Annotated in this window: 25 protein-coding genes; 17 read left to right on the top strand and 8 right to left on the bottom strand. The window is 71.1% G+C overall.

Going from position 1 to position 25,793, the window contains the following annotated elements:
* Positions 1-2: 2 nt before the first annotated feature.
* The 3 genes from AB0H56_RS25865 to AB0H56_RS25855 form a co-directional block, all read right to left on the bottom strand.
* Positions 3-440, bottom strand: a complete 438-nt coding sequence (locus tag AB0H56_RS25865; RefSeq protein WP_357167913.1) for a DUF4247 domain-containing protein — start codon at positions 438-440, stop codon at positions 3-5.
* Between the two features lie 121 nt (positions 441-561).
* The gene (locus AB0H56_RS25860) at positions 562-1,143 is read right to left on the bottom strand and encodes a class I SAM-dependent methyltransferase (RefSeq protein ID WP_357167911.1); all 582 of its coding nucleotides are present in this window, start codon (positions 1,141-1,143) and stop codon (positions 562-564) included.
* 50 nt (positions 1,144-1,193) lie between these two features.
* Positions 1,194-1,808 (bottom strand): HAD hydrolase-like protein, encoded by a 615-nt coding sequence (locus tag AB0H56_RS25855; RefSeq protein WP_357167909.1) that lies wholly within the window; start codon positions 1,806-1,808, stop codon positions 1,194-1,196.
* 429 nt (positions 1,809-2,237) lie between these two features.
* On the opposite strand from AB0H56_RS25855, the gene rox reads away from it, so the two are divergent.
* Positions 2,238-3,659 carry a rifampin monooxygenase gene (gene rox / locus AB0H56_RS25850; RefSeq protein ID WP_357168047.1) on the top strand — a complete coding sequence of 474 codons (1,422 nt, stop codon included), beginning with the start codon at positions 2,238-2,240 and terminating at the stop codon, positions 3,657-3,659.
* Between the two features lie 4 nt (positions 3,660-3,663).
* Here rox and AB0H56_RS25845 read toward each other — a convergent pair whose 3' ends face one another.
* Complete coding sequence (locus AB0H56_RS25845; protein ID WP_357167907.1) at positions 3,664-4,818, bottom strand: LLM class flavin-dependent oxidoreductase; 1,155 nt, start codon at positions 4,816-4,818, stop codon at positions 3,664-3,666.
* A 171-nt stretch (positions 4,819-4,989) separates the two neighbouring features.
* Between AB0H56_RS25845 and AB0H56_RS25840 the strand changes: the two genes are divergently transcribed.
* The 9 genes from AB0H56_RS25840 to AB0H56_RS25800 all read left to right on the top strand — a co-directional run bounded on the left by AB0H56_RS25840 (position 4,990) and on the right by AB0H56_RS25800 (position 16,312).
* Positions 4,990-6,489 carry an NAD(P)/FAD-dependent oxidoreductase gene (locus AB0H56_RS25840; protein ID WP_357167905.1) on the top strand — a complete coding sequence of 500 codons (1,500 nt, stop codon included), beginning with the start codon at positions 4,990-4,992 and terminating at the stop codon, positions 6,487-6,489.
* Between the two features lie 184 nt (positions 6,490-6,673).
* Positions 6,674-7,945 (top strand): hypothetical protein, encoded by a 1,272-nt coding sequence (locus AB0H56_RS25835; protein WP_357167903.1) that lies wholly within the window; start codon positions 6,674-6,676, stop codon positions 7,943-7,945.
* On the top strand, positions 7,942-8,910 hold the full coding sequence (locus tag AB0H56_RS25830) for a glutamate ABC transporter substrate-binding protein (protein WP_357167901.1): 969 nt from the start codon (positions 7,942-7,944) through the stop codon (positions 8,908-8,910). Before AB0H56_RS25835 ends, AB0H56_RS25830 begins: the two co-directional genes overlap by 4 nt.
* A complete protein-coding gene (locus tag AB0H56_RS25825; RefSeq protein ID WP_357167899.1) occupies positions 8,907-10,079 on the top strand; it encodes a hypothetical protein in 1,173 nt (390 codons plus the stop codon). The genes AB0H56_RS25830 and AB0H56_RS25825 overlap by 4 nt, the downstream gene beginning before the upstream one ends.
* On the top strand, positions 10,076-12,469 hold the full coding sequence (locus tag AB0H56_RS25820) for a tetratricopeptide repeat protein (RefSeq protein WP_357167897.1): 2,394 nt from the start codon (positions 10,076-10,078) through the stop codon (positions 12,467-12,469). Before AB0H56_RS25825 ends, AB0H56_RS25820 begins: the two co-directional genes overlap by 4 nt.
* On the top strand, positions 12,466-13,482 hold the full coding sequence (locus AB0H56_RS25815) for a protein phosphatase 2C domain-containing protein (protein WP_357167895.1): 1,017 nt from the start codon (positions 12,466-12,468) through the stop codon (positions 13,480-13,482). The genes AB0H56_RS25820 and AB0H56_RS25815 overlap by 4 nt, the downstream gene beginning before the upstream one ends.
* A complete protein-coding gene (locus AB0H56_RS25810; protein ID WP_357167893.1) occupies positions 13,479-14,762 on the top strand; it encodes a VWA domain-containing protein in 1,284 nt (427 codons plus the stop codon). Before AB0H56_RS25815 ends, AB0H56_RS25810 begins: the two co-directional genes overlap by 4 nt.
* Position 14,763: 1 nt before the next feature.
* Entirely contained in the window at positions 14,764-15,423 is a 660-nt protein-coding gene (locus AB0H56_RS25805; protein WP_357167892.1) for an FHA domain-containing protein, read from the top strand.
* Positions 15,424-15,457: 34 nt separating this feature from the next.
* A complete protein-coding gene (locus tag AB0H56_RS25800; protein WP_357167890.1) occupies positions 15,458-16,312 on the top strand; it encodes an SDR family oxidoreductase in 855 nt (284 codons plus the stop codon).
* Between the two features lie 47 nt (positions 16,313-16,359).
* On the opposite strand, the gene AB0H56_RS25795 is transcribed toward AB0H56_RS25800, so the two are convergent.
* On the bottom strand, positions 16,360-16,845 hold the full coding sequence (locus AB0H56_RS25795) for a carboxymuconolactone decarboxylase family protein (protein ID WP_357167888.1): 486 nt from the start codon (positions 16,843-16,845) through the stop codon (positions 16,360-16,362).
* A gap of 140 nt (positions 16,846-16,985) precedes the next feature.
* On the opposite strand from AB0H56_RS25795, the gene AB0H56_RS25790 reads away from it, so the two are divergent.
* Positions 16,986-17,900, top strand: a complete 915-nt coding sequence (locus AB0H56_RS25790) for an RNA polymerase sigma-70 factor (protein ID WP_357167887.1) — start codon at positions 16,986-16,988, stop codon at positions 17,898-17,900.
* Here AB0H56_RS25790 and AB0H56_RS25785 read toward each other — a convergent pair.
* Positions 17,897-18,844 (bottom strand): threonine/serine dehydratase, encoded by a 948-nt coding sequence (locus AB0H56_RS25785; protein ID WP_357167886.1) that lies wholly within the window; start codon positions 18,842-18,844, stop codon positions 17,897-17,899. The genes AB0H56_RS25790 and AB0H56_RS25785 overlap by 4 nt on opposite strands.
* A gap of 269 nt (positions 18,845-19,113) precedes the next feature.
* On the opposite strand from AB0H56_RS25785, the gene AB0H56_RS25780 reads away from it, so the two are divergent.
* The 5 genes from AB0H56_RS25780 (at position 19,114) to thpD (ending at position 23,011) form a co-directional block, all read left to right on the top strand.
* The gene (locus tag AB0H56_RS25780) at positions 19,114-19,827 is read left to right on the top strand and encodes a response regulator transcription factor (RefSeq protein WP_110040648.1); all 714 of its coding nucleotides are present in this window, start codon (positions 19,114-19,116) and stop codon (positions 19,825-19,827) included.
* An 83-nt stretch (positions 19,828-19,910) separates the two neighbouring features.
* The gene (gene ectA, locus AB0H56_RS25775; RefSeq protein WP_357168045.1) at positions 19,911-20,447 is read left to right on the top strand and encodes a diaminobutyrate acetyltransferase; all 537 of its coding nucleotides are present in this window, start codon (positions 19,911-19,913) and stop codon (positions 20,445-20,447) included.
* Positions 20,447-21,715, top strand: coding sequence for a diaminobutyrate--2-oxoglutarate transaminase (gene ectB / locus AB0H56_RS25770; protein WP_357168043.1), 1,269 nt, complete (start codon positions 20,447-20,449; stop codon positions 21,713-21,715). The genes ectA and ectB overlap by 1 nt, the downstream gene beginning before the upstream one ends.
* Positions 21,712-22,116 (top strand): ectoine synthase, encoded by a 405-nt coding sequence (locus tag AB0H56_RS25765; RefSeq protein ID WP_357167884.1) that lies wholly within the window; start codon positions 21,712-21,714, stop codon positions 22,114-22,116. The genes ectB and AB0H56_RS25765 overlap by 4 nt, the downstream gene beginning before the upstream one ends.
* The gene (thpD, locus tag AB0H56_RS25760) at positions 22,103-23,011 is read left to right on the top strand and encodes an ectoine hydroxylase (RefSeq protein ID WP_357167882.1); all 909 of its coding nucleotides are present in this window, start codon (positions 22,103-22,105) and stop codon (positions 23,009-23,011) included. Before AB0H56_RS25765 ends, thpD begins: the two co-directional genes overlap by 14 nt.
* Here the strand turns inward: thpD and AB0H56_RS25755 are convergent.
* Positions 22,999-24,084 carry a hypothetical protein gene (locus AB0H56_RS25755; protein WP_357167880.1) on the bottom strand — a complete coding sequence of 362 codons (1,086 nt, stop codon included), beginning with the start codon at positions 24,082-24,084 and terminating at the stop codon, positions 22,999-23,001. The two genes, thpD and AB0H56_RS25755, sit on opposite strands and share 13 nt — an antisense overlap.
* Positions 24,085-24,229: 145 nt before the next feature.
* The gene (locus tag AB0H56_RS25750) at positions 24,230-25,249 is read right to left on the bottom strand and encodes a hypothetical protein (protein WP_357167878.1); all 1,020 of its coding nucleotides are present in this window, start codon (positions 25,247-25,249) and stop codon (positions 24,230-24,232) included.
* A 58-nt stretch (positions 25,250-25,307) separates the two neighbouring features.
* On the opposite strand from AB0H56_RS25750, the gene AB0H56_RS25745 reads away from it, so the two are divergent.
* A complete protein-coding gene (locus tag AB0H56_RS25745; protein ID WP_357167877.1) occupies positions 25,308-25,739 on the top strand; it encodes a MarR family transcriptional regulator in 432 nt (143 codons plus the stop codon).
* Positions 25,740-25,793: the final 54 nt, after the last annotated feature.

The raw sequence follows: 25,793 nt of genomic DNA, 5'->3' as shown, positions 1-25,793 counted from the left end.
AACTACTTACCGCCGGAGTCGCTGCCGCCGCCGCGGTAGTCGCCCGCCGCGGAGCCGCTGTTCCAGCCGTAGGCGCTGGTGTGCGAGTGATGGCGGCGGGTGCCGTTGGCCCAGCTGTCGACGAGCACGAGCGAGCCGCCTGCGTGCGGGGACACCGCGACCAGGTCCCTGTCGAACCGCAGATAGTGGTTCTCGCCGGTGTTGCGGCTGTCGCGGGGATCGGTGGCCTTGGCGATGGCGGCGGCGACGACGGCGGGCGCGGCGGCCGCGGTGAACGCGATGCCGTCGTTGGCCTGGTCGAGCTGCTTGGCGCGCTGGTACTTCTCGCTGACGAAGGTGCGCGGATCCTTGTCGCGGGTGACCGCGACGACGACGATCACGGCGATCAGCGTGAGGACCAGGGTGACGGCCCCGGCGATGAGCCATTTCTTCCGGTTCACCACGCCACCCCGAAACCGGTGCGCCGCCGGACAGTCGGCGTTGTACTGATGAGAATTCCCTCCCCGTGCAAAAACTGGCCGGACTGTATCACCCGGTGCAGCCGCACGAGAAACGGTGGCGTCAGCGCGGCCGGCGCCACACCAGGGTGTACCGCCACATCAGGCGACGGTGGATACGCGCTCCCGGCAGCAGTTCCGCGGCCACCGCGCGGATCTCGGCCAGCGTCTCCTGCGGATCGCGCACCGTGGCGCCGGGATCGCCGCGGCGGCCGCGGCGCCACCAGTCGAGGCCGCGGATCGCGGGGAGCAGAGCCAGGTAGTGGATGTCGGTGAGCGGGTGCATCTTCCACAGTCCGACCACCGCGAGGGTGCCGCCGGGGGCGACCAGGTGACGCAGGGCGGCGATGCCGTCGCGGATCGGGACGTGGTGCAGCGTGGCGACCGCGGTCACCATGTCGAAGGTGTCGTCGAGGTCGCGGAAGTCGGCCTTCTCGAGGTGCACGTTCGGCGCCGCCGGGGCGGTGGCCAGGACGTTCTCGTCGATGTCGACCCCGAGCACGGCATCACAGCGGGTGGCCAGCTTGCGGGCGAGCAGGCCGTCGCCGCAACCGATGTCGAGTGCGGTGCGGGCGTGCGCGGGGACCTGTTCGAGGATCCACGGGTGGTACTGCGTGTTGTGATTCCAGTAGGGATCGGTCGACATGCCACGTCAACGCGCGACCGGGCGCGTGGGTTCCGGCGCCGCGGCGGGTGTCAGCCGCTGGTGCGGGCGAATTCAGCCAGCCACGAAGGGAACTCGACGAGGTCGTCGAGGACGACGTCGGCGCCCGCGGCGCGCAGGCCGTCGGCGTCGTAGGGTCCGGTGGTCACCCCGACGGCGAACGCGTCGGCGGCCTTGGCGCCGCGCATGTCCCCGGCGTGGTCGCCGACGAACACGTGCGCGGACTCGGCGCGCAGCACGTCGGCCTTGCCGGTGGACCAGAGGTCGCCCGCGAGCCGGTCGACCTGCCAGCCGAAGTGGTCGACGTGCAGTCGCGCGTGCGGTTCGAACTTGCCGGTGACCACGAGCGCGCGGCCCCCGCCCGCGCGCACCGCGTCCAGCGCGGCGCTCGCGCCCGGCAGCGCGGGGATGCGGGTGATCACCGCGGGGTAGAGCTGGCGGTAGCGGGTGACCAGGTGCGGGATGAGGTCGTCGGGTGCGCCCGCGTCGCCGAGCAGGGTGGCCAGCGGTGGGCCGAGGTGCGCGGCGAAGTGGCTGCCGACGATCGGCAGATCGAATTCCCCGGCGAGGGTGTCGATCGCGAGGCTGACACCGGGCCGGGAGTCGATCAGGGTCATGTCCAGGTCGAAGCCGACGGTGATGGTCACCCCGCGAGCGTATCGGCCCCGGTGGCGGCGGCCTGATTCACGTGGAACCCCGGCTGCACTCGATGCCGAAATCGGTTGGGGGAGAGGGGGTGCGCGGTGCACGGCGTGCAGGACGGCACGCGTTCCCCGAGGTATCGGGGTTTCGGTCGGTCCCGTGTGCGGGCATGTCCGCGCGGCATTCTTCCGCTCGGGACGACGGAATCGGCGGTAACGCGCACGGGATGCGTGCTGGCATCGACTGCCATTTCGGGTGCGGACGGCGGCGTGACGCGCTCGCCGAAAGGGGTCCGGACACGACAATGGCAAGGAGGAAAACCACTCCTTGCCACTCTCAATGTATAGCGCACCCCCGCTCTTGCGGCAAGACCCCCTTGCTCGGGCACAATCGCCTGCCTAACGCTCTGACCTGCGCGGATGAATGGGGAACAGATGATCGACGTGCTGGTGGCCGGTGCCGGGCCGACCGGGGTGATGCTCGCCGCCGAGCTGCGGCTGTGGGGAGTGCGGGTGCTCGTCGTCGACCGGGACCCGGCGCCGACGCCGGTCGTGCGGGCCATGGGTCTGCACGCCCGCAGTCTCGAGGTGCTCGACCAGCGCGGCCTCGTCGACCGCTTCCTCGCGCTGGGCACCCCGCACCCGCTCGGCGGGTACTTCGCGGGGATCGTCGCCCGGCAGCCCGAGGGGCTCGACACCACCTATCCGTACGTACTCGGCCTCCCGCAGACCGTCACCGAACGGCTGCTGACCGAGCATGCCCTCGCTCTCGGCGCCGAGATCCGGCGGTCCACCGAGCTGGTCGGGATCGAACAGGACGCGCACGGAGTGACCGCGGGCCTGGCCGACGGCTCCACACTGCGGGCGCGCTACCTGGTCGGCTGCGACGGTGGGCGTTCCACCGTGCGCAAGCTGCTCGGCATCGGCTTTCCCGGGGAGCCGAGCCGCGTCGACACGCTGCTGGGCGAGATGCGGGTCACCGCCTCGCCGGAAACTCTCGCCGCGGTCAACAGCGAGGTCCGCAAGACCCAGCTGCGCTTCGGGGTGGCGCCGATCGGCGACGGCGTGCACCGGGTCGTCGTGCCTGCCGACGGGGTGGCCGAGGACCGGGCCGCCCCCACCTTCGACGAGGTGAAACGGCAGCTGATCGCCACGGCGGGCACCGACCTCGGCGTGCACGCACCGCGCTGGCTCTCGCGCTTCGGTGACGCCACGCGCCTGGCCGAACGCTATCGGAGCGGGCGGGCGCTGCTGGCGGGCGACGCCGCCCACATCCATCCACCGCTGGGTGGACAGGGCCTCAACCTGGGTATCCAGGACGCGGTCGGCCTCGGCTGGAAGCTGGCCGCCGAGGTGCACGGGTGGGCGCCCCCGGAGCTGCTGGACAGCTACGAGGCCGAACGCAGGCCCGTCGCCGCGGAGGTCCTGGACAACACCCGCGCGCAGATGGAACTCGTGTCGCTGGAACCGGGCCCGCGCGCCGTTCGCGGACTCCTGACCGAGCTGATGGCTTTCGAGGAGGTCAACCGGTACCTGATCGAGAAGATCATCGCGATCGGCGTCCGCTACGACCTCGGCGACGGGCACCCGCTGCTGGGCAGGCGGCTGCGCGATCGGCCGGTTCTCGGTGGTCGCCTGTACGAGCGGATGCGCACAAAGCGCGGTCTGCTGCTCGACCGCACGGGCGCGCTGTCGGTGGCGGGCTGGGCCGATCGCGTGGATCAGGTCGTCGACCCCGCGGTCGACCTCGATGTGCCCGCGGTGCTGCTGCGACCCGACGGGCACGTCGCGTGGGTGGGCGCCGACCAGGCGGAGCTGCGGGTCCATCTGCTCCGCTGGTTCGGCGCGCCGCGCTGACGTCTCAGCTGCTGGCCGCCGCGGTGAACGGGGTCACCACCGGCGCCGCGGCGGGCCGCGACGGATGCTGCCACACACCCCGCCGTTCGAGGATCGGCAGGACGCCCTCGCCGAACCAGTATGCCTCCTCAAGGTGCGGGTAGCCCGACAGGATGAAATGGTCGATGCCGAGCGCGGCGTACTCGAGCAGCCGCTCGGCCACCTCCGCGTGCGAACCCACCAGCGCCGTCCCGGCGCCGCCGCGCACCAGGCCGACCCCGGCCCACAGGTTGGGCGCGATCTCGAGCCCGTCGGTGCGGCCCTCGTGCAGCCGGGCCATGCGGCGCTGGCCTTCGGACTCGCTCTGGGCCAGGCTGGCCTGCACCCGCGCGATCTCGCCGGGCGCGATGCCCGCCAGCAACCGGTCGGCCTCGGCCCACGCCTCGGCGGCGGTGTCGCGGCTGATCACATGGATGCGCAGGCCGAAGTCCACGGTCCGGCCCTCGATCGCGGCCAGGCCGCGGATCCAGTCGAGCTTCTTCGCCACCGCGTCCAGCGGCTCGCCCCACGTCAGGTAGGTGTCGGCGTAGCGCGCGGCCACCGGGCCCGCCGGGCCGGAGGAGCCGCCGAAGAACACCGGCGGGATCGGGTCCGGCCGGGCGCTCAGCAGCGCGTCACGCACCCGCAGGTGCTCGCCGGTGAAGCTGAACGGCTCGGTGGAACGCCACAGTTCGCGCACGATGTGCAGGAACTCGCCCGTCCTGGCGTAGCGCTCGGCCTTGTCGAGGAAGTCGCCGTAGGCCTGCTGTTCGCGCGGCTCCCCACCGGTGACGACATTGAGCAGCAGCCGGCCCGCGGAATGGCGCTGGAAGGTCGCGGCCATCTGCGCGGCCAGGGTCGGGCTGGTCAGGCCGGGTCGCAGCGCCACCAGGAACTTCAGCGTCTCGCTGGTCTGCACCAGCATGGCCGTGGTCAGCCAGGCGTCCTCGCACCAGGCGCCGGTCGGGGTCAGCACACCCTCGAAACCGTTGTCCTCGGCCGCCGCGGTGAGCTGGTTCAGGTAACGCAGCGTGGCCGGGCGATCGCCGGACATGAAACTGCCGTGGCCGCCCGCGACCAGCCCCCGCGAATCGCCGTAGGTGGGCAGGAACCAGTGGAACGACAGTGTTTGCTCGGTCATGCCACTGATGCTGACCGGCGGGCCCGGCCCCGTCACGGATTCGGATCACCGTGCGCGCAACTCCGGCACGCCGCGCCAAACTAGACGTAACCATGCGAAACACGTAACCTCGGAGAAGGCTCGGGCGACGATGCCCGGGCGGCGACGACCCTCACGAAACGAGTTTCCTCAATGACGCGGCATGTCGACGTACTGATCATCGGCGCTGGCCTGTCCGGAATCGGCACGGCCTGTCACCTGACTCGCGAGCAGACCGGACGCAGCTACGCGATCCTCGAGCGCCGGGCGAACATCGGTGGCACCTGGGATCTGTTCAAGTACCCCGGCATCCGCTCCGACTCGGACATGCTCACCTTCGGCTTCGGGTTCCGCCCCTGGATCGGCACCAAGGTGCTCGCCGACGGCGCCAGCATCCGCCAGTACGTCGAGGACACCGCCAAGGAATACGGCGTCACCGACCACATCAACTTCGGCCGCAAGGTCGTCCACCTGAACTTCGACCGGTCCCGCGCGCAGTGGACCGTCGAGGCGCTGATCGAGGCCACCGGCGAGACCGAGACCTGGACCGCGAATTTCGTCGTCGGCGCCATGGGCTACTACAACTACGACAAGGGCTACCGACCCGAGTTCCCCGGCGAGGCCGATTTCACCGGGCAGATCGTGCACCCGCAGCACTGGCCCGAGGACCTGGACTACACGGGCAAGAAGGTCGTGGTCATCGGCTCCGGCGCCACCGCGATCACGCTGATCCCGTCCATGGCCGACAAGGCCGCGCACGTCACCATGCTGCAGCGTTCGCCCACCTGGATCCAGGCGCTGCCCTCGGACGACCCGGTCGCGGTCGGCTTCAAGAAGACCCGCGTGCCCGACGCGATCGCCTACAAGATCGGCCGTGCCCGCAATATCGCCCTGCAGCGCGCCAGCTTCCAGCTCTCGCGCACCAACCCCGAGCTGGCCAAGAAGCTGATGCTGGCGCAGGTGCGCCTGCAGCTGGGCAACAAGGTGGACCTGCGCCACTTCACCCCGTCCTACAACCCGTGGGATCAGCGGCTGTGCGTGGTGCCCAACGGCGACCTGTTCAAGGTGCTCAAGTCCGGCAAGGCCGACATCGTCACCGACCGGATCGCGAAGTTCACCGAGAAGGGCATCCTCACCGAGTCGGGCCAGGAGCTCGAGGCCGACATCATCGTCACCGCCACCGGTCTCAACGTCCAGATCCTGGGCGGGGCGACCATGAGCATCGACGACGAGCCGGTGAAGATGAACGAGACGGTCGCCTACAAGAGCGTGCTGTACTCCGACATCCCGAACTTCCTGATGATCATCGGCTACACCAACGCCTCCTGGACGTTGAAGGCCGACCTCGCCGCCGCCTACCTGTGCCGCGTCCTCAACATCATGCGCGACCGGGGGTACACCACCTTCGAGGTGCACGCCAACCCCGAGGACATCGCCGAGGAATCGCTGATGGGTGGCGCGCTCACCTCCGGCTACATCCAGCGCGGCAACGGCGAAATGCCTCGTCAGGGTGCGCGCGGTGCCTGGAAGCTGGTCAACAACTACTACCGCGACCGCACGCTGATGCACAAGGCGCCGATCGAGGACGGCATCCTGCGCTTCAGCAAGGTCGGCACCGCGGTCGCGCCGGCCGAGAAGGTCGCCAACGCCTGATCCTGGGCACCGCAGCACACGGACGGGGTCCGTCACACCGGTGGGTGTGACGGACCCCGTCCTTCGTCCGGTCCCGGCGCCCGAACCGGTTGCGCGCGGGCGCTTCTGGTACCCGGGCGAATTCTCAGCGCCTCCCGTACTATCGCGATCGAAGACACCGCCCGGGGAGACGAAGGAGGACGGTGTGGGATCTCGCCTACCGGCGACCATCCGAGACGCGGGGATGTGGGTGCGGCGTTTCGCCGCGACGACACCGGGTGTGATCGGCGTGGTTCTCGTGGTGACCACGGTGGCCTGCCTGGTCGCCGGATCGACCGCGGGCCAGCAACTGAGCGCGAAGATCACGCGCACGGAACAGGTCCTGGACCGCACCGAACCGCTGGCCTTCGCCGCGCAGAGTCTCTACGTGTCGCTCTCGGCCGCCGACGCGGGCGCGGCGACCGCCTTCCTGTCCGGCGGCATCGAATCACCGCAGGTCCGTGACACCTACGAGCAGGCACTCGCCGACGCCGCCGCCGCGCTGGCCGAGGCGACGGCCGGCGCCACCGACGCCAGGTCCAGGGCCATCGTCGCGCGCATCGCGGCGGATCTGCCGACCTACACCGGGCTGGTGGAGACCGCGCGCGCGAACAACCGGCAGGGCTTCCCGGTCGGCTCCGCCTATCTGCGCCAGGCCTCGGACCTGATGCAGACCTCGCTGCTGCCCCAGGCCGAGCAGCTCAACCAGGCCCGCTTCGCCGCCGTCCGCGAGGATCAGCGCCGCATCGGCGCGCTGCCGATGACCACGATCGTGCTCCTGCTGCTGGTCCTGCTCGCCTGCGCGATCGGCTCGGTGCTGTTGCTGCGCCGCACCAACCGGCTCGTCAACGCGGGCGTGGCGCTGGCCGCGGCCGCCGCGCTGCTGGCGATCGTCTGGTCGGCGGGGGCGACGCTCACCGCCGCCCAGCTGCTCGACACCGGGGACACGGGAGCCGGTGCGCGCGTGGAGAATCTGGCAGGCGCGCGCATCCTGGCCCAGCAGGCCCGCACCGACGAGACGCTGGCCCTGATCACCCGCGGCGACATCACCGCCCCCGAGGCGTCGTTCCAGACCCACACCGGCGACCTGGAGAAGCGCCTCGCCGCCGCGGGCGCCGCGGACTCCGAAGCCGCCAGGGCACTGACGAATTGGACCGCGGGCCACAACGCCCAGCGCACCGCCTACGAGAAGGCCGACTACGCCGGCGCCGTCACCCAGGCCATCGGCACCGGCCCCGACAGCTCGGCCACCAGCTTCGCCCGCCTCGACCAAGAACTGCGCGACGCACTCGCCCAGGCGCGGACCGATCTGCGCGACGGTGTCGACGCCGCGGGTGACACCTTCACGCTGAGCCCCTTCGGCACCCTGCTCCTGCTGCTGGCCGCCGCCGGTGCGGTGGTCACCGGCCTGTGGCCTCGAATCAAGGAATTCCTATGAGAACCAGGCGTCCCCTGATGGTGGCCGTGGCCGCGGCGCTCGTCCTGGTGGCCGGGTGTGGTGACGCGCCGGAGCCGTCGACCATCGCGGCCACCGCGGTCGCGCCGCCGCTGCCCGGCGCCGAGGCGATCACCACCGCGCCTGCCGCCGAGGGCACCGGCACCTGCGACACCGAGGCGACCCTGGCGCCGCTCGCGCAGCCGCGCCCCGGCTCGATGCCCGCCGGCTCGTCGATGGCGGCCATCGTCGCCAACGGCCGCCTGCGGGTCGGTGTCGACCAGAACACCTACATGTTCGGCTTCCGCAACCCGTCCACCGGACGGCTGGAAGGCTTCGACATCGACCTGGCCCGCGAGATCGCGCGCGACCTGTTCGGCGACCCGAACAAGATCGAACTGCGCTCGGTCTCCGCCGCCGACCGGATCCCGCTGTTGCAGGAGAAGAAGGTCGACATGATCGTGCGAACCTTCTCCGCCACCTGCGAACGCCGCCGCGACGTCGACTTCTCCGGCGTCTATTACCGTGCGGCGCAACGCATCGCGGTGCCGAAGGGCTCGGGGATCACCGGCGCGGCGGGGCTGGCGGGCAAGCGCGTGTGTGTCACGAAGGGCACCACGGCCGCCGCGCCGCTGTTCGAGCTGCCGACGGTGCCCACCGTGTTCGGGGTGACCAACTGGACCGATTGCCTGGTCGCCCTGCAGCAGGGCACGGTCGACGCGATCAGCGGCGACGAACCGATCCTGGCCGGTCTGGTGGCCCAGGACCGCAACCTCGAGCTGGTCGGCGAGCAGATCGGGGCGGGCGCGTACGCGGTCGGCGTGCCCAAGGGCAGCGACGATCTCGTCCGGTTCGTCAACGGCGTGCTCGAGCGCATGCGCTCGGACGGTTCCTGGCAGCGGATCTACGAGCAGCATCTGTCGACCCTCGGCCCGCCGGTCATGCCGGTGCCCCGGTACGTCGGATGACCTCGCCGATGCTCGGCCTCGCCGAGCTCGATCGCGAACTCGCCACCCGCAAGGCGGAACTGGCCACGGTGACGACGACCCTGCTCGAGCTGGACCGGCACCCGGGCCTCGCTCTGGTACGCCGGTATCCGCCGACGGGGGAGACCGCGCGTCGGTGGACGCCGGTGCAGACCGCCCTCGGGGAACTGTGGGAGGACCTGGGCCGGGTGCGCGCCATCGTGTCCGAGGCCGAGACGGTGCGCGGGGGCAAGGGCCGCGTCGACGACCGTGCCCGTGCGCGGCTGACCGAACTGCTGCGCGGACGCCCGCACGAGATCGCCAGGATCCCGATCCCGCTGTCCCAGCGCGGACTCACCGGGCCGGGCGAGACCATCGTGACGGTCGGCATCGCCGACTCGCTGGACCGGATGCGGGCCGCGTTCGCCTTCGTCGCGCCGTTCGCCGACGAGGTCGCGGCGGTGGACCGGCAGGTGCTCGGCGCGCTGGCGCCCCTGCAACAGCGGATCGAGCAGGCCCGCGGCGCGCTCGACGCCGCCGCCGAGCCGGTGGCGACCCTGCTGCGCCGCGCCGGCACCGATCCGCTGGGGTTCGCCGAGGGCGAGATCCAGTCCGCGCTCGCCGCGGTCACGACCCTGATCGAGACCGAAACCACCCGGCACGCCGACCATCTCGCGATCGCGGCCGACCTGCCCGGCGCGGTCGACGCGCTGCGCCGCAGGCTGCGCGCGGTGGCCGAACTCCAGCGCGACGCCGACGACACCGCCGCGCGCGCCGCGGCCAGGATCCTCGCGGGCGTCCTGCCCGAGGGCGGCGAACCGGCGCAGCGGCTGCGCGCCGAACTCGACACCCTCGGCGCCGAACCGACCAGACCCACGGTCGAACACCTGCTCGCGCTGCGCGCCCGCGCCGACACGGCGGCCGAGACCGCCACGCGGCGGGCGGAATTGGCGCGCGGACTGCTCGACCGGCGCGCCGAGCTGCGCGGCAGGCTCACCTCCTATCGGGCCAAGGCCTCGCGCCTCGGTGTGAGCGAGGACCGCGACGTCCTGGCCGCCGACCGGATCGCCGCGGGCCTGCTCAGCCGCACACCATGCGATCTGGCCGCGGTCACCCGGGCGGTCGCCGACTATCGTTCGATCATCGGGGAGAAAGCGGGGCGGACAGCATGATCTGTAGTGAACCGGGGTGCGGCGGCGCCGTCGAGGACGGCTACTGCGCCGTCTGCGGCACCGCGCCGGTGGCGGCCCCGCCCGCGCCGACCGTCGCGCCCGCGGGCGGGCGCTCGGCGCGGACCACCGCGCAACCGCGCAACGGCGCCCCACCGCCGCCGCCACCGGTGCCGGGGATGTGCGCCGAACCGGGCTGCGGCGGCACGATCGTCGACGGCTACTGCGAGACCTGCGGCACCGCGCCCACCGCGACCACCACCTACAGCCCGTCCGCGCCGACCGTCAGTGCCAGCGGGCGCACCTCGAGCCGCTCCGTGCGCACCCACCGGTCGGGGTCGACCCGTTCGGCGGGCCGCGGGCGCCTCGGCGCCGGTCTCGTCGAGGTGCCGCCGGTGCCGCGCGTCGACCCGGCCACCGCGGTCCTCGCCGATCCACAGGTCCCCGAGGGCGACCGCTACTGCGGCAAGTGCGACAAGCCCGTCGGACGCAGCCACGACGGCGTGCCCGGCCGCACCGCGGGTTTCTGCCCGCATTGCGGCACCCGCTATTCGTTCGTGCCGCGCCTGCGGGCCGGCGAGCTCGTCGGCGGCCAGTACGAGGTGGCCGGCGCGCTGGCGCACGGCGGCCTCGGCTGGATCTATCTGGCCACCGATCAGCGGGTCAACCGGCGCTGGGTGGTGCTCAAGGGCCTCATCGACACCGGCGACAGCGACGCGCAGGCGGCGGCGCTGGCCGAGCGCCGCTTCCTCGCCGAGGTCGACCACCCCAACATCGTCAAGATCCACAACTTCACCGAGCACGCCGACGCCGACGGGGAGCCGGTCGGCTACATCGTGATGGCCTATGTCGGTGGCACCTCGCTCAAGCAGATCCTGCGCAAGCACCGTGCCGAGACGAAGTCCTACCTTCCGCCCGCCCAGGCCATCGCCTATGTGCTGGAGATGCTGCCCGCGCTGGGCTATCTGCACGCGCGCGGCTGGGCGTACTGCGATTTCAAACCCGACAACGTGATGCAGACCGAGGAACGGCTCGAGCTCATCGACCTCGGCGCGGTCATCGCGATGGACGACCGCACCAGCCCGATCTACGGGACCCTGGGGTACCAGGCGCCCGAGATCGCCGAGACCGGCCCCACCGTGGCCACCGAGGTCTACACCGCGGGCCGCACCCTGGCGGTGCTGATGATGCGGCTGGCGACCGCCGACGGCAAGCTGGGCCCGCTGCCGACGCCCGAGGCCGAACCCCTGCTCGCCCAGCATGATTCGCTGTACCGGTTCCTGCTGCGTGCCACCGACGCCGACCCGCTGGCCCGGTTCGGCTCGATGTCGGAGATGGCCGACCAGCTCACCGGTGTGCTACGGGAGGTGCTCGCCACCGAGGACGGCCTGCCGCGCCCCGGCATGTCGAGTTCGTTCGGCCCGGCCCGCGCCGTCTTCGGGATCGACAGCGCCACCCCGGAACCGGCCGCCCTGATCGCCGGACTGCCCGCGCCGCTGGTCGACCCCGGCGACAGCGGCGCCGCGCTGCTGGCCACCACCGACGCGGCGACGCCCGCCGAACTGGAGGCGGCGCTCACCGCCGGTCTGCGCGCGGTGGTCACCGGAGCGGGGGAATCGATGGAGATCCCGCTGCGGCTGGTCCGCGCCGAACTCGAAGCGGGCGCCCCCGACGCGGCGCTGGCCCGCCTGGACACCCTCGCCGAGGACCTGGCCTACGACTGGCGCCGGGTCTGGTACCGGGCCCAGGCCGCGCTGCTCACCGGCGACCACGACAGCGCCGCCGCCGATTTCGAGGCCGTGTACAACGCACTGCCCGGCGAGCCCGTGCCCAAGCTCGCCCTGGCGGCCGCGCTGGAACTCGGCGCGGGCGACGACGCCGCGCGCAGGCGCGCGCTCGCGCTCTACGAACTGGTGTGGCGCACCGACCACACCTATCTCGCGGCCGCCTTCGGCGCGGCCAGGCTGCGGCGCGCCGCAGGCGACCGGCCCGGCGCGGTCGCGGTGCTCGACCAGGTGGAGCGCACCTCCTCGATGTACACCGAGGCCAGGGTCTCGGCGGTGGAAACGCTGCTGGCGCGTCGCGATCCGGCCGACCTCGACGAGACGCTGCTGCGGGAGGCGGGTGCGCGGGTCGAACGGCTCACCCTGGACTCGCGCACGCGTACCGCCCAGGTGCGCATGCACGTGCTCGAGGCGGCGCTGAGCTGGATCCGGTCGGGACAGCGCCCGGGTACGCCAGGCAAGCTGTTGGATGTGGAATTCACCGAGCAGGGAGTGCGGACGGGGTTGGAACGATGCTTGCGGACGTTGGCGCGCGAAGCCGAGGACATGTGGACCCGCTTCGTGCTGGTGGATCAGGCGAACGCGGTGCGCCCGAGGACCACTCTGTGACCGCGCCGGGGTGTCCCGACTGCGGGCGCTCGGGCCGGGCCGGGCACCGCTACTGCGAGGGGTGCGGGCGTGAGCTCGGCGTGCGCAAGGTCGCGCTGCCGATCCACGATCCCGCGGCGGCACCGCAGTGCTCGACCTGCGGCGAGCGCCGCTACGAGGGCGGCTTCTGCGCGCAGTGCGGCAGCCCCAAGCCCGTGCCGGACCGGTTCGAGGACGATCTCGGCTCGGTCTATGTCCTCACCGACCGCGGCATCAGCCACTCCCGCAACGAGGACGCCGTCGCGGCGGCGGTGCGCGAGGGCGACGGCACCCGCGTGATCGTCGTCAGCGACGGCGTGTCCACCTCCCAGGATCCCCAGGCGGCCTCCGGCACCGCGGCCAGGGCGGGCGTCGACGCGGCGCTGGCCGCCCTCGCCGACGGGCTGACCGCGCAGGACGCGGCGATGGCCGCGATGGCGACGGCCACCGCGGCGGTGCGCGGGATGTCGCGCTCGCCCGAGTACGCGCCCTCGTGCACCTACGTCTCGGCGATCGTGCGCCAGACGGCCGAAGGCACCGAGATCACCGTCGCCAATGTCGGTGACAGCCGCGCCTTCTGGCTGGCCGCGGGCGACCCGACGGCCTCGCGCAGGCTCAGCGTCGACGACTCGTGGGCCCAGGCCCTCGTCGACGCGGGCGCCCTGGACGAGGAGGCCGCCATGCGCGACCCGCGCGCGCACACCCTGCTGCGCTGGCTCGGCGCCGACGGCGGGGAGGCACCGTGGTCGGCGAACTGCCTGCAGCGCATGGTCGTCACCGAGCCAGGCACCCTGCTGCTGTGCAGCGACGGGCTGTGGAACTACCTGCCCGAGGCCGTCGCGCTCGCCGGATTCACCGTCGAGACCTCACCGCAGGCCGCCGCCCGCGCGCTGGCCGACTTCGCCTTGAACAGCGGCGGCAGCGACAACATCACGGTCGCGCTGGCCCCGGTGCCCGCGCCCGTCGCCGTACCGCACGATCCAGGAGTGTCATGAGTTCCGCTGAGACCGCAGGTATCTCGATCGCCGTCGACCAGAACGAGTTCCTCGCCGAGGGCGCGAGCGTGGTCGACGCGGTGCTGACGGTGGCCACCGGACCGGAGCTGGCCGTCGTCGCCACGCCGCCGCCCCGGCTCGAGATCCTGATCATCGACTGCTCGGGGTCGATGGGGAACAAGCGCAAGTTCGAGAACGCGCGCAACGCCACCCGCACCGCGCTCGACGAGGTCCCCGACGGCACCGCCTTCGCGATCATCGAGGGCACCGAACAGGCGCGGATGATCTTCCCGACCAACGCCATGTCGGCACCGGCGAACCACGCCAGCCGCACCGCCGCCCGGCGCGCGCTGGACCGGCTGCGCCCCGACGGCGGCACCGCGATGGGCACCTGGCTCGCGTTGGCCAGGCAGGTCGCCGTCGCCCATCCGGGCACCCAGGCCCACGCGATCCTGCTCACCGACGGCAAGAACGAACACGAGACGCCCGAGCAGTTCGCCACCGAACTCGACCGCGCCGAAGGGCTTTTCGTCTGCGACTGCCGCGGCGTCGGCGACGACTGGATGCCCGCCGATCTGCACAAGATCTCGGCCAAGCTGTCCGGCGACGCCGACATCGTGGCCGATCCCCAGGATCTGGCGGCCGATTTCGCCGCCATGATGCGGTCCTCGGCGGCGAGGGTGATCCCCGAGCTGACGTTGAAGGTGTGGACGCCCGCGGGCGCGAAGGTGCGGATGGTCAAGCAGGTCGCGCCGGTGCTCGAGGATCTCACCGGGCGCCGGGCCGACACCGGCCCGCAGGTCGGGGAGTACCCGCTGTCGTCCTGGGCCGCCGAGGAGCGCGAGTACCACCTGCAGATCGAGCTCGAACCGGCCGCGCCCGGCCGGGAGAAGCTGGCCGCGCGGCTGAGCGTGCTGGCCGGTGACGAGGTGCTCGGTCAGGGGCTGGTGCGCGCGGTGTGGACCACCGACACCTCGCTCTCGACCCGCATCAGTACCCGCGTCGCCCACTACACCGGGCAGGTGGAGCTCGCGCAGGCCGTCCAGGAGGGTCTGGCGGCGCGCCGCAACGGCGATCTGGACACGGCGACCGCGAAGCTGCGGCGCGCGGTCGAGCTGGCGGCCGCGTCGGGCCACGAGTCCACCGCCAAGCTGTTGCGCGGCGTGGTGGAGGTCGAACGCGACGGCACCGTGAAGCTGCGCGGTGAGGTCTCCGCCGCCGACGAGCTGGCCCTCGACATCCGCTCCACCAAGACGGCGCGGGTACGGAAGGAGCACTGAGATGCCGCTGTGCGCGGACGGACACCAGTCCCGGTCGATCGACTACTGCGACGTGTGCGGGTCGGCGCTGGGCGAGCCGCCCGCGCCGGACCGCGGCGACCTGCGGCTGTGCCCGTCCTGCGCCACACCGACCAGCGGCCGGTTCTGCGAGGTCTGCGGCCATGATTCGGCGCTGCCCGCCGGGCCACCGCGCACCGAGAACCCGATCGACCGGGACCTCGACGCGGCGCGGTCGCCCGGATCGGCCGAGCCGAGGGTCTGGTCGGCGCGCGTCTTCGCCGACCGCGACTTCTACACCAGGGTCCAGGCGGACAAGGGACCCGACGCCGACCGCGTCGAGTTCCCCGAGTTCTATCCCGAACGCCGGATCCTGTTGCGTGGCAACCAGTTCCTCATCGGCAAACGCTCCGCCTCCCAGGGCATCGCGCCCGAGATCGACCTCGGCATCGCCCCGGCCGACATCGGGGTGTCGCGCGCCCACGCGCTGATCCGGGTCGAGTCCACCGGCGAGCTCAGCCTCACCGACCTCGGCTCGACCAACGGGACCAGCCTGGACGGCGCCGAGGCGACCATCGCGCCGCAGGTGCCGGTGCCGTTGCGCGACGGGAGCCGGATCCATGTCGGTGGCTGGACCACCATCGAGATCGCCGCCGAACCGTAGACGTACCTGTTCATCGAACCGTAGGGTCGCCACCATGACGAAGTTCGACGGGAAGACCTGCCTGATCACCGGCGCGGCCAGCGGCCTCGGCCGAGCCACCGCCTTCGCCGCCGCCGCCAAGGGCGCGGCCCTCGTGCTCACCGACATCACCGCCGACGCGCTCGACGCGACCGCGACGGAACTGCGCGCCGCCGGGGCGACGGTGCACCTGGCGCACGCCGCCGACGTCAGCGATCATTCCGCCGTGGTGGGCCTGGCCGCGCACACCTTCGAAGCCGTGGGCCATGTCGACATCGTCATGAACGTCGCGGGCATCGCCACCTGGGGCACCGTCGACAAGCTCTCGCACCAGCAGTGGCGGCGCACCGTCGACATCAACCTGATGGGACCGATCCACGTCATCGAGGAGTTCCTGCCGCCGATGATCGCGGCCGGGCGCGGCGGCCACCTGGTGAACGTGTCCTCGGCGGCGGGCCTGTTCGGCCTACCCTGGCACGCGCCCTACAGCGCCACCAAGTTCGGGCTGCGCGGCGTCTCGGAGGTCCTGCGCTTCGACCTCCGCCGCCACAAGATCGGCGTCAGCCTGGTCTGCCCCGGCGCGATGGCGACCCCGATGGTCGACAGTGTCGACATCGCCGGCGTCGACCGCGACAACGCCGCCCTGCAGAAGGCCATGGGCCTGTTCCTGCGCCACGCCGTCACCCCGGAGCAGGCCGCCACCGCCGTCGTCAAGGGTGTCGAGCGCAACCGCTACTGGGTCTACACCTCCCGCGACATCCAGCTCGCGCACTGGGGCCAGCGCTATGTCCCGTACGGCTACACCCTGGCCATGCGCGGCCTCAACTCCGTGATGACGAACTACGCCACCAAGAACGAACTGGTCCGCTGACCGCCCGGGCTCCCGGACGAACATCCGAGGGCCCGAACGGATTTCGCTCAGCTCGCGACCGTGGCGTCGCCGGCGGGCACGTAGCCGCCGCCCTGTTGACGCACGATCACACCGAGCCGGTTGGCGGCGTTGATCTGGGCGATCAGCGCGACGAGCGCGGCGAGCTGATCGCCGTCGTAGTGCTCGCGTACCTCCGCCCAGGTCGCCGCCGAGACGCCGGGGTGGGCGTCGGCGATACGGGTGCCCTCCTCGGCCAGCGCCAGCGCGGCCCGCTCGGCATCGGTGAACACCGACGCCTCCCGCCACGCCGCGACCAGATTGATCCGCACGGCCGGTTCCCCGGCGTGGGCGAGATCCTTGCTGTGGACATCGGTGCACCAACCGCAGCCGTTGATCTGGCTGACCCGCAGCATCACCAGATCCTGCGTGGCCTTGGGCAGTCCGGACTGCAGCACGACCAGGCTGGCGTTGCCGAAGCGCTTGGCGAACTTCGCGCCGATCTCGTTGTCCACCAGGGTGAATCGGGGTTCCATGGGCTTCTTCTGAACTCGGTCGGCGTTCGGACGACCATGAAGATGCCGGTGCCGCGCCCGGCGTGACGACCGCGCGGAGTGACACACGACACAGGGCCCGGTGGTCACAGACCCTCGTCGGCCGGCATCGGATGGGCGACATGAACGCGAACGAGGAGCGAACCTTGGCCCACACCCCGGATCCCGCGACGGCGGCGTTCCTCGCCCACCGCAATCTGCTCTTCACCGTCGCCTACGAGATGCTCGGTTCGGCGGCCGACGCCGAAGACGTGCTGCAGGAGACCTGGTTGCGCTGGAGCGGCGTCGACCTCGCCGTCGTGCGGGATCAACGCGCCTATCTGGTGCGCGTCACCACCCGCGAGGCACTCATCCGCCTGCGTACGCTCAGCCGCCGCAAGGAGTCCTATGTCGGGCCGTGGCTACCGGAACCCCTGCTCACGACCCCCGACGTGGCCGCCGATGTCGAACTCGCCGAGAGCGTTTCGCTGGCGATGCTGCTGGTGCTCGAGACCCTCGCACCGACCGAGCGCGCGGTGTTCGTCCTGCGTGAGGTGTTCGACCTGCCCTACGGCGAGATCGCCGACGCGGTCGGCAAGACATCGGCCGCCGTGCGCCAGATCGCGCACCGGGCCCGCGCCCATGTAGCCGCGCGCCGACCGCGCGGCTCCGTCTCGTCCGCCGAGTCCCGTGCCGCGATCGCGGCGTTCCACCGAGCCGTCGAGACGGGAGATCCGCGCGGACTGCTCGACCTGCTGGCCCCGGATGTCGTCTTCCTCGGCGACGGCGGCGGCCGCGCGCGGGCCGCGCTCGCACCCGTGGTCGGGGTCGACGCGGTGGCCGACCTGCTCCGGGGCAGTCTGCCCAGGATCGGCGCCACGATGACGGTGACATCGGCGCAGGTCAACGGTCATCCCGCGGTGGTTCTGTACCGCGGGGACGGCATCGACACGGTGTTCGCGCTCCGTGTCGACCACGGCCTGATCACCGGGGTCTACGCCGTGCGCAACCCGGAGAAACTGGCCCGGGCCGTGCACGAGACCGTGCTGCGCCGCTAGCCGGCCAGGTCGGTGGGGTCGGTGTTGGCGCCGCACAGGATGACGCAGACGCGTTCGCCCTCGGCGGGGCGGTAGGCGGCGCCCGCGCCGGTGTCGAGCAGTGCGGCCAGGGCGGTCGCGGCGCCGTATTCGACCGCGATCCGATGCTCGTCCCAGAGTTGCCTGCGCGCGCGGCGGATGGCGTCGTCGTCGACGAGCACCGAACGCACGCTCTCGTGCCGCGCGACGTCGAAGGCCATCTGCGAAACATTGGGCGCGCCCAGCGAATCCGCGGCGATCGATTCGACGCTGACCTCGACCGGGCGTCCCGCCTCGAGCGCGGCGTGCAGCGAGCGGCAGTGCACCGGCTCCACCGCGACCGTCCGGACGCCGACGTGCTGGGCGGCGAGCGCCGTCCCGGTGAACAGCCCGCCGCCACCGACGGCGACGAGCACGGTGTCCAGATCGGGAATCCTGGCGTGGATCTCGCGCATCAGCGTGCCAGCGCCCGCCGCGATGAGCGGATGGTCGTAGGCGTGCGCCGAGAGCGCGCCACTGGTGGCGGCGAACTCCCGGCACGCGGCCAGCGCCTGCTTGTACTCCGGACTGATCAGTCGCACGTCGGCGCCGTAGTCACGCAATCGACGGATTTTCACCGGGGGCGCGGTGTCGGGCAGAAAGACCGTCGCGGGCACGCCCGCGGCACGTGCCGCCCAGGCGCACGCGAGCCCCGCGTTGCCCCCTGAGGCGATCGTCACACCGGCTTCGGGCAGGGTTCCCTCGGCGGCGTGCGCGCGCACGAAATTCTGCGCGCCTCTGGCCTTGAAGGAGCCGGTGAACTGCAGGTACTCGAGTGCGAACCAGCGGGGATCTGCCCCGGTCGACGCGGGTGCGACGGTGATCGGCCGGACCAGTCCGTCGATCCGCGCCGCGGCCGCTTCGATGTCGGCGTAGGTGGGTGTCACGCCTCGACTATGCCACCGCGAAACCGTCCGGGAACCGGCCGAATTGTTACGGCGGGTTTACGCCGACCGGAACCTGGGTACATAACAGATCGGTAACAAGCTCGAAGGCGGGATGTCGTGTCGGTCTGGGGACGCGAAATCCCCAGGTGGTCCGGCGCACGCCCCGGCGTGTCAGCAAAGGATGTGCACATGAGCGAGCGAAACGAGCGACTGGACCACACGGTCGCGATCACGGTGCGGCGTGCGCCGGGCGAGAGTGAGGCCCTGGCATGAGCGCGAACCTGATGATCGTCGACGATGACGTCCAGATGCGTGGCGATCTGCGCCGCGCGATGGAAGACGAGGGATACGCCGTCGCCGAGGCCGGCGTCCCGGAAGACGCGCTGGATCGCCTGCGCAGCGACGGTCCGCCCGATCTGATGATCGTGGACCTGATGCGCGGCGAGACCGACGGTTTCGACTGCATCCGGGAGATCCGCCGCGATCACGACGTGCCGATCATCGTGATCAGCACGCGCTACGACACCCACGATGTGGTCGCCGCGCTCGAAGCGGGCGCCGACGACTTCGTCAGCAAACCGTTCGAGATCAAGGAGATCACCGCGCGGATGCGCGCGCTGCGCCGTCGCGCGCGGATCGCCGCCGAGCGTGACAGCACGCCGGAGGCGGTGCTCGACGCCGATCCGGTCGCGCCGCTGATCCTGGCGGCCGACGCGGGCGCGGTGCGCCGCGGCGCCGAGGAGATCCATCTCACGGTCACCGAATTCCGGCTTCTCTGCGAGCTCGCGGAGACGCCGGGCCGGGTGCTCAGTCGCGCCGTGCTGCTCGAAAGAGTCTGGGATCAGGGCTTTTTCGGCGACGAGCGGATCGTGGACGTCCACGTCCGCCGCCTGCGCACCAAGATCGAGCGCGATCCCTCGGATCCGCGCATCGTCGTCACCGTGCGCGGACTGGGCTATCGGCTCGATCCGCAATCGCAGTAAAAGACTCGTCATACAACTGCAAAGAGCTCGACATGAAGACCGCAAAGTCTGTTGGCAACTGTAGAGATATGCCTTCGTCCACCATGTCCACCGAATCTGCCACCGCCCCAGCGGTTCTCGGTACGGAACCGATTCTGCGTCCACCTCGTCTCGGCGACGGCGCGCAGTTGTGGCGGATCGCCCGCGACTCGCAGGTGCTCGATGTCAACTCCAGCTACGCCTACCTGCTGTGGTGCCGGGATTTCGCCGCGACCTCGATCGTCGCCGAAGCCGACGGTCGCGCGGTGGGGTTCGTCATCGGCTACATCCGGCCCGACGCACCCGACACGGTGTTCGTCTGGCAGGTCGCCGTCGACAAGGAGTTCCGCGGTCGCGGCCTCGCCGCCGCGATCCTGCACGCCCTGCTCGACGCGGTGGTACCGGCGGGCATCACCACCTTGGAAACCACGATCTCACCCGGCAACACCGCCTCCCAGGCGTTGTTCGCCGCGGTGGCCCGGGAGCGCGGTGCGGACTTGCGCACCGACTCCCTGTTCGAAACGCACGATTTCCCCGATTCGCACGAGGCAGAGCAGCTGTATGTCATCGCACCTGTTCAGCGCCAGGAGGAACGACGATGATCACGACCACCGACACCAGCATCTTCGAGGCCATGGAATCGAATGTGCGCGGATACTGCCGTGACTGGCCGAGCGTCTTCGCCTCCGCGCAGGGTGCCTGGATCCGCGACGAGCAGGGCCGCGAATACCTCGACTTCTTCGCCGGCGCGGGTGCGCTGAACTACGGCCACAACAACCCGGTGCTGAAGCGGGCGCTGATCGACTACATCGCCGCCGACGGCATCACCCACGGCCTCGACATGTCGACCGTGGCCAAGCGCGAGCTGCTCGAGACCATCCGCGACACCCTGCTCTCGCCGCGCGGTCTCGACTACAAGGTGCAGTTCCCCGGCCCGACCGGCGCCAACGCCGTCGAAGCCGCGCTGAAGCTGGCCCGCAAGGTGACCGGCCGCAAGACGGTGCTGAGCTTCACCAACGCCTTCCACGGCATGACCCTCGGCGCGCTGTCGGTCACCGGCAACGCCGCCAAGCGGGCCGGTGCGGGTGTGCCGCTCGAGCACGCCACGCCCATGCCCTACGACGGCTACTTCGACAACACCATCGAGGACTTCGGCTGGATGCAGCGCGTCCTCGACGACAGCTCCTCCGGTTTCGACCGCCCGGCCGCGGTGATCGTGGAGACCGTCCAGGGTGAGGGCGGTGTCAACCTGGCCCGTGCGGAATGGCTGCGGCACCTGGCCGGACTGTGCGCCGCGCGCGACATCCTGCTGATCGTCGACGACGTCCAGATGGGGTGCGGCCGCACCGGCCCGTTCTTCTCCTTCGAGATCGCGGGCATCACCCCCGACATCGTGACCCTGTCCAAGTCGATCGGCGGCTACGGCCTGCCGATGGCGCTGGTGCTGCTCAAGCCCGAGCACGACCAGTGGGCCCCCGGTGAGCACAACGGCACCTTCCGCGGCAACAACCCGGCCTTCGTCACCGCGACCGCCGCGCTGCGCGAGTACTGGTCCGACGACAAGCTCGCCCAGCGCACCGCCGCCAACGGTGAGTACGTGGGCCGCACGCTGCAGGCCGTCGCCGACCGCCACGCCGGGGTCTCGACCCGCGGCCGCGGCATGGTGCACGGCATCGTCTTCGACGACCCGTCGCAGGCGGGCAAGGTCTGCCGCACCGCGTTCGAACAGGGCCTGCTGGTGGAGACCTCGGGCTCGATGGACGAGGTGGTGAAGCTGCTGCCGCCGCTGACCCTGGGCAGTGACGAGCTCGACCGTGGCCTGTCGGTGCTGTCGGCCTCGATCGACGCCGTGTGTGGCGGTGCCGCATGATCGTGCGCACCACCGCCGAGATCACCGGCACCGAACGTGACGTGGCAGGCCCCGGCTGGCGCAGCAAGCGCATCGTGCTGGGCGGGGACAAGGTCGGATTCTCGTTCCACGAGACTACGATCGAAGAGGGCACGGTCCACGAATTCCATTACCAGAACCATGTCGAAGCGGTGTGGCTGGTCGAGGGCGAAGGCACCCTGCACGACCTCGACAACGACACCGTCTACCAGCTCGGCCCCGGCACGATGTACCTGCTGAACGGACACGAACGTCATCGGGTCACCGCGCGCACGACGCTTCGGATGCTGTGCGTGTTCAATCCGCCGGTCACCGGCCGCGAAGTACACGATGAGAACGGGGTGTATCCGCTCGTCGTCGAGGAGGAGGATGCCAGTGTCTGATCGGCTCGACCGCTACCCGACCCGGCTCACCGAGCCCGCGCCGCATCTCGAGCGCACCGACCCCACGGTGTGGGGTGAGGTGACCTCGCCCGAGCTGGCCGGTTTCGACGCCAACGGGTACGCGATCATCCCGGACCTGCTCTCGCAGGAGGAGGTGGCTGGCTTCGGGGCGGAGATCGGCCACCTCGCCGCCGACCCGGTGCTCTACGGCGACGAGCGCGTCGTCGTGGAACCGGTCGCGGGGCAGGTGCGGTCGGTGTTCCAGGTGCACAAGCTCAGCAAGCCGATCGCGGAGCTGGTGGCCGAATCGCGGATCGTCGGCCTGGCCGAGCAGATCCTCGGCTCGGAGGTGTACCTGCACCAGACCCGGGTGAACTACATGCCCGGTTTCGGTGGCAGCGGTTTCACCTGGCATTCGGATTTCGAGACCTGGCACGCCGAGGACGGCATGCCGGCGCCGCGGGCGGTGAGTCTGTCGATCGCGCTGACCGACAACTTCCCGTTCAACGGCAGTCTGATGCTGATGCCTGGTTCGCACCGGACGTTCGTGCCGTGTCTGGGGGAGACCCCGGAGGGGCATTACCGGGAGTCGTTGCAGGAGCAGCGGATCGGGGTTCCGGCCAACGACGACATCACCTTCCTCGCGGCTCGCTTCGGCATCACGCAGTTCACCGGGAAGGCCGGGTCGGCGTTGCTGTTCGATTCGAACCTGATGCACGGGTCGTCGAACAACATCACCCCGTTCCCGCGCTCGAACATCTTCCTGGTGTTCAACAGCGTGGAGAACGCGCTCGAGGAGCCGTTCGCGGCCCCGGTGCGCAGGCCGACGCACATCGCGGCGCGTGAGGTGACGCCGGTGCGCGAGGTGGCCCCGCTGGCCGATCAGGCGCGCTGAGTCAGTTCGGACAGGGAGGTCGCGGCCCGCGGATCGTCGGGGGCCGCGGCCTTCCACCATTTCTCGGCCCCGGCGCGGTCACCCGCGTCGAGCAGCAGGGCGCCGAGATCGTGGGCCGCGCCACGGTGCCCGGCCTCGGCGGCCTGGGTGAGCAGGGCGCGGGCCGAGTCGTGCTCGCCGCGTTCGCGCATGGCGGTGCCCAGCTCGTAGAGGGCACGTCCGATGCCCTGTCCGGAATCCGGCGACGGCGCCGGCTCCGCGGCGTCCGTCGACTCGGTCGGGAGCAGCGCGGTCGGAGCAGTCGGCCGCGGCGTAGACGCAGCGGCCCAGCCGGGCGGAGTGGTCGTCTGCGGCACGGCCGGAGCGGCCGGCTCAGGCGGAACGATCGACTGCGGCATTGCCGGAGCGGCCGAGTCAGGCCGAGTCACCGGCATCGGGTGCGGCATGGCCGGAGTGGCCGGCTCAGGCGGAGTCACCGGCATCGGCTGCGCGGGGACGACCGGTCCCGTCGGGGGCGGCAGCACTGTGAGCGGCATCGTCACCAGCGCGGGCGCGGTCGCCGCCATCGAGACCTCGGCCGAGGGGATGGTCGTCAGTTCCACGACCAGTTCGTTGAAATCCGGGGTCCCGGGCCCGGTGCTGCACCACAGCGTGGACGACCCGCCCGGCAGCAGGTCCACCACCATCCCGTAGTTCCCGGTCCATGACTGCTGGGCGCCCGATTCGGCCACCCAGACCGGCGTCAGGGTGAACAGCGCCTGGGGCGCGTTCGCGGTCACCGAGATGTCCACGCCCTCGGTGAGCGCGTCGGACCAGATGTCGACGCCGACGAGGGCGCGTCCGTCCAGATTCACGTGCCCGTCCTGCACGGTGAGCCCGAGCCCGAGTCCGGCGACGTCGGCGGGCGGCATCACCGAGACCGCGCGCAGCCGGACCGCGGTGGTGCCGACGGCCAACGCTTCGGTGTACATCGGATAGACCGCGGCGCCGCACCATTCGATCGGATCGGCGCCGGTGTAGCGCTGATCGAGCGGCACGGGCTCGTCCGGAGGACGCGCGCCGGGATCATTCATCGGTGCAGCCCACCCTTTCCGCGATTCGACCCCCCTACGCGACGCTGACGCCGCCACGGTTGCGCGCTACACCGTACTCGTGTCTACGCGAAACCGCGAGAGTTTCCGCGCGGATCCGGATGATTCGCAACGGGTTTCACCGGGCTCAGACGGCGACCGATTCGCCGATCTCCTCCTCGACCGCGGCGGGCGCGACCGGTGCCGGCGCGTGCCGAGCCTCGTACCGGCCCGCGACCACCACCAGCACCGCGCCGACGGCCAGCCAGGCGATCAGCCCGAGCAGGCGGGTGCCGAATCCGGCGGCGGAGTCGAAGTAGAGCAGACTGCGCAGCCCCTCGACGAAGTCGGCGCCGTTCCAGAACGCGTGCAGGGCACCGAAGAAGCCGTTCTGCAGCTGCGGGCCGTACACCCCGCCGGACGTGGTGAAGTTCAGCATGACGAACAGCGTGATGAGCGCCAGCGTGGTCCAGCGCTTCAGGAAGGTGTGCAGGCCGATGCCGATCAGGATGATGCCCGCGCTGTAGAGCCACGCGATACCGAACACGGCGGCGTGGTCCTGATCGATCACGTCGAACACCGGGCCTGCGACGACCACACCGATCAGGCTCACCACGAAGGCCGTGCCGACGCCGATCGCCGCGCGCACCCGCATCCGCAGTGTGGCGCCCGCGGCGCCGATGACCGCGACGCTGCCGTACGCGCCGACGCTCAACGCCACCAGAAGGAAGAACAGTCCCTGTCCGGTGGGATCCCCGCCCGCCTTGGCCGTCACGTCGGTGACGACCAGCGGTACGCCCTGCTGATCGGTCACCTGGCGGAAGACCACCTCGGCGGCCATCGCGCTGGTGTCGGAGCCCGCCGTGGCCACCAGGAGTTCGGGGCGCTGGGCGCCGGGCACGAACGCGCCGGTGAGCTCGCGGTCGCCGAGTGCTGCCACCGCCGCGTCGCGGCTGGGCAGGGTGACGATGTCGACGGCCGGACCCGCCTTGTCCTTGATGGTCTGCGCCAGCACCATCGCCTGCGGTGACTCGCCGACCACCGCGAGCTCGAGATGGTTCGGCGTCGGCTGATGGAACGCGCCGAGGTAGGCGAAGGCCATACCGAGACACATCAGCAACGGCGTGAGCAGGTGACCGGCGACATGCCGGAACTGGGAGCGAGTCATCGGGGCGGAATCTCCAAACAGTTGGTAAATACAACTATGATTGTTGTAGCATACAACTGTGAACGCGCGAGACACAAGAGCCGAGGCCGTCGACACCATCCAGCGGGAACTCACCGCCTTCGCCCGGCGCGCCCGTGGTCGCGCCGCGGAACTGCATCCGGAACTGAGCCTGGTCGCCTACAGCATCCTCGATCTGGTCCTCGAGCGGGACGGCTGCCAGGCCACCGATCTGGCCGAGCAGTTCCTGCTCGACAAGTCGACGGTCAGCAGGCAGGTCGGCGCCCTGGAGAAGCTCGGCTACCTCGAACGCGAGGTCGACCCGGGCAACCGGCGCAACCATCTGCTGCGGGCGACCGCGGCGGGACGGGCCGTCGCGCGAGCGGCCGAGCGCAGCCGCCGGGAAGCGTTCACCGCCCGCTTCGCCGACTGGACCGACGCCGACGTCGAGGCGATGGCCGGCTATCTCGTGCGCTACAACCGCGGCGGCTGACCGCGCCGCGCACACCCGCCACCACGCCCGATCCGGCATCCGGCGGGCTATCGC

Origin of the sequence: Nocardia sp. NPDC050717, from assembly GCF_040654275.1 — a bacterium.
Classification (GTDB): domain Bacteria; phylum Actinomycetota; class Actinomycetes; order Mycobacteriales; family Mycobacteriaceae; genus Nocardia.
Note: the sequence above shows the minus strand (reverse complement) of the source record. Positions and strands in the feature narration are given on the sequence as shown.

Bases quoted from the DNA above. Each gene is read 5' to 3' on its own strand.
- AB0H56_RS25810 (WP_357167893.1), top strand. From the start codon at position 13,479: ATGAGTTCCGCTGAGACCGCAGGTATCTCGATCGCCGTCGACCAGAAC.
- AB0H56_RS25780 (WP_110040648.1), top strand. From the start codon at position 19,114: ATGAGCGCGAACCTGATGATCGTCGACGATGACGTCCAGATGCGTGGC.
- AB0H56_RS25820 (WP_357167897.1), top strand. From the start codon at position 10,076: ATGATCTGTAGTGAACCGGGGTGCGGCGGCGCCGTCGAGGACGGCTAC.
- AB0H56_RS25750 (WP_357167878.1), bottom strand. From the start codon at position 25,249: ATGACTCGCTCCCAGTTCCGGCATGTCGCCGGTCACCTGCTCACGCCG.
- AB0H56_RS25805 (WP_357167892.1), top strand. From the start codon at position 14,764: ATGCCGCTGTGCGCGGACGGACACCAGTCCCGGTCGATCGACTACTGC.
- AB0H56_RS25790 (WP_357167887.1), top strand. From the start codon at position 16,986: ATGAACGCGAACGAGGAGCGAACCTTGGCCCACACCCCGGATCCCGCG.
- ectA (WP_357168045.1), top strand. From the start codon at position 19,911: ATGTCCACCGAATCTGCCACCGCCCCAGCGGTTCTCGGTACGGAACCG.
- thpD (WP_357167882.1), top strand. From the start codon at position 22,103: ATGCCAGTGTCTGATCGGCTCGACCGCTACCCGACCCGGCTCACCGAG.
- rox (WP_357168047.1), top strand. From the start codon at position 2,238: ATGATCGACGTGCTGGTGGCCGGTGCCGGGCCGACCGGGGTGATGCTC.
- AB0H56_RS25840 (WP_357167905.1), top strand. From the start codon at position 4,990: ATGACGCGGCATGTCGACGTACTGATCATCGGCGCTGGCCTGTCCGGA.
- AB0H56_RS25845 (WP_357167907.1), bottom strand. From the start codon at position 4,818: ATGACCGAGCAAACACTGTCGTTCCACTGGTTCCTGCCCACCTACGGC.
- AB0H56_RS25800 (WP_357167890.1), top strand. From the start codon at position 15,458: ATGACGAAGTTCGACGGGAAGACCTGCCTGATCACCGGCGCGGCCAGC.
- AB0H56_RS25860 (WP_357167911.1), bottom strand. From the start codon at position 1,143: ATGTCGACCGATCCCTACTGGAATCACAACACGCAGTACCACCCGTGG.
- AB0H56_RS25830 (WP_357167901.1), top strand. From the start codon at position 7,942: ATGAGAACCAGGCGTCCCCTGATGGTGGCCGTGGCCGCGGCGCTCGTC.
- AB0H56_RS25825 (WP_357167899.1), top strand. From the start codon at position 8,907: ATGACCTCGCCGATGCTCGGCCTCGCCGAGCTCGATCGCGAACTCGCC.
- AB0H56_RS25755 (WP_357167880.1), bottom strand. From the start codon at position 24,084: ATGAATGATCCCGGCGCGCGTCCTCCGGACGAGCCCGTGCCGCTCGAT.
- AB0H56_RS25765 (WP_357167884.1), top strand. From the start codon at position 21,712: ATGATCGTGCGCACCACCGCCGAGATCACCGGCACCGAACGTGACGTG.
- AB0H56_RS25795 (WP_357167888.1), bottom strand. From the start codon at position 16,845: ATGGAACCCCGATTCACCCTGGTGGACAACGAGATCGGCGCGAAGTTC.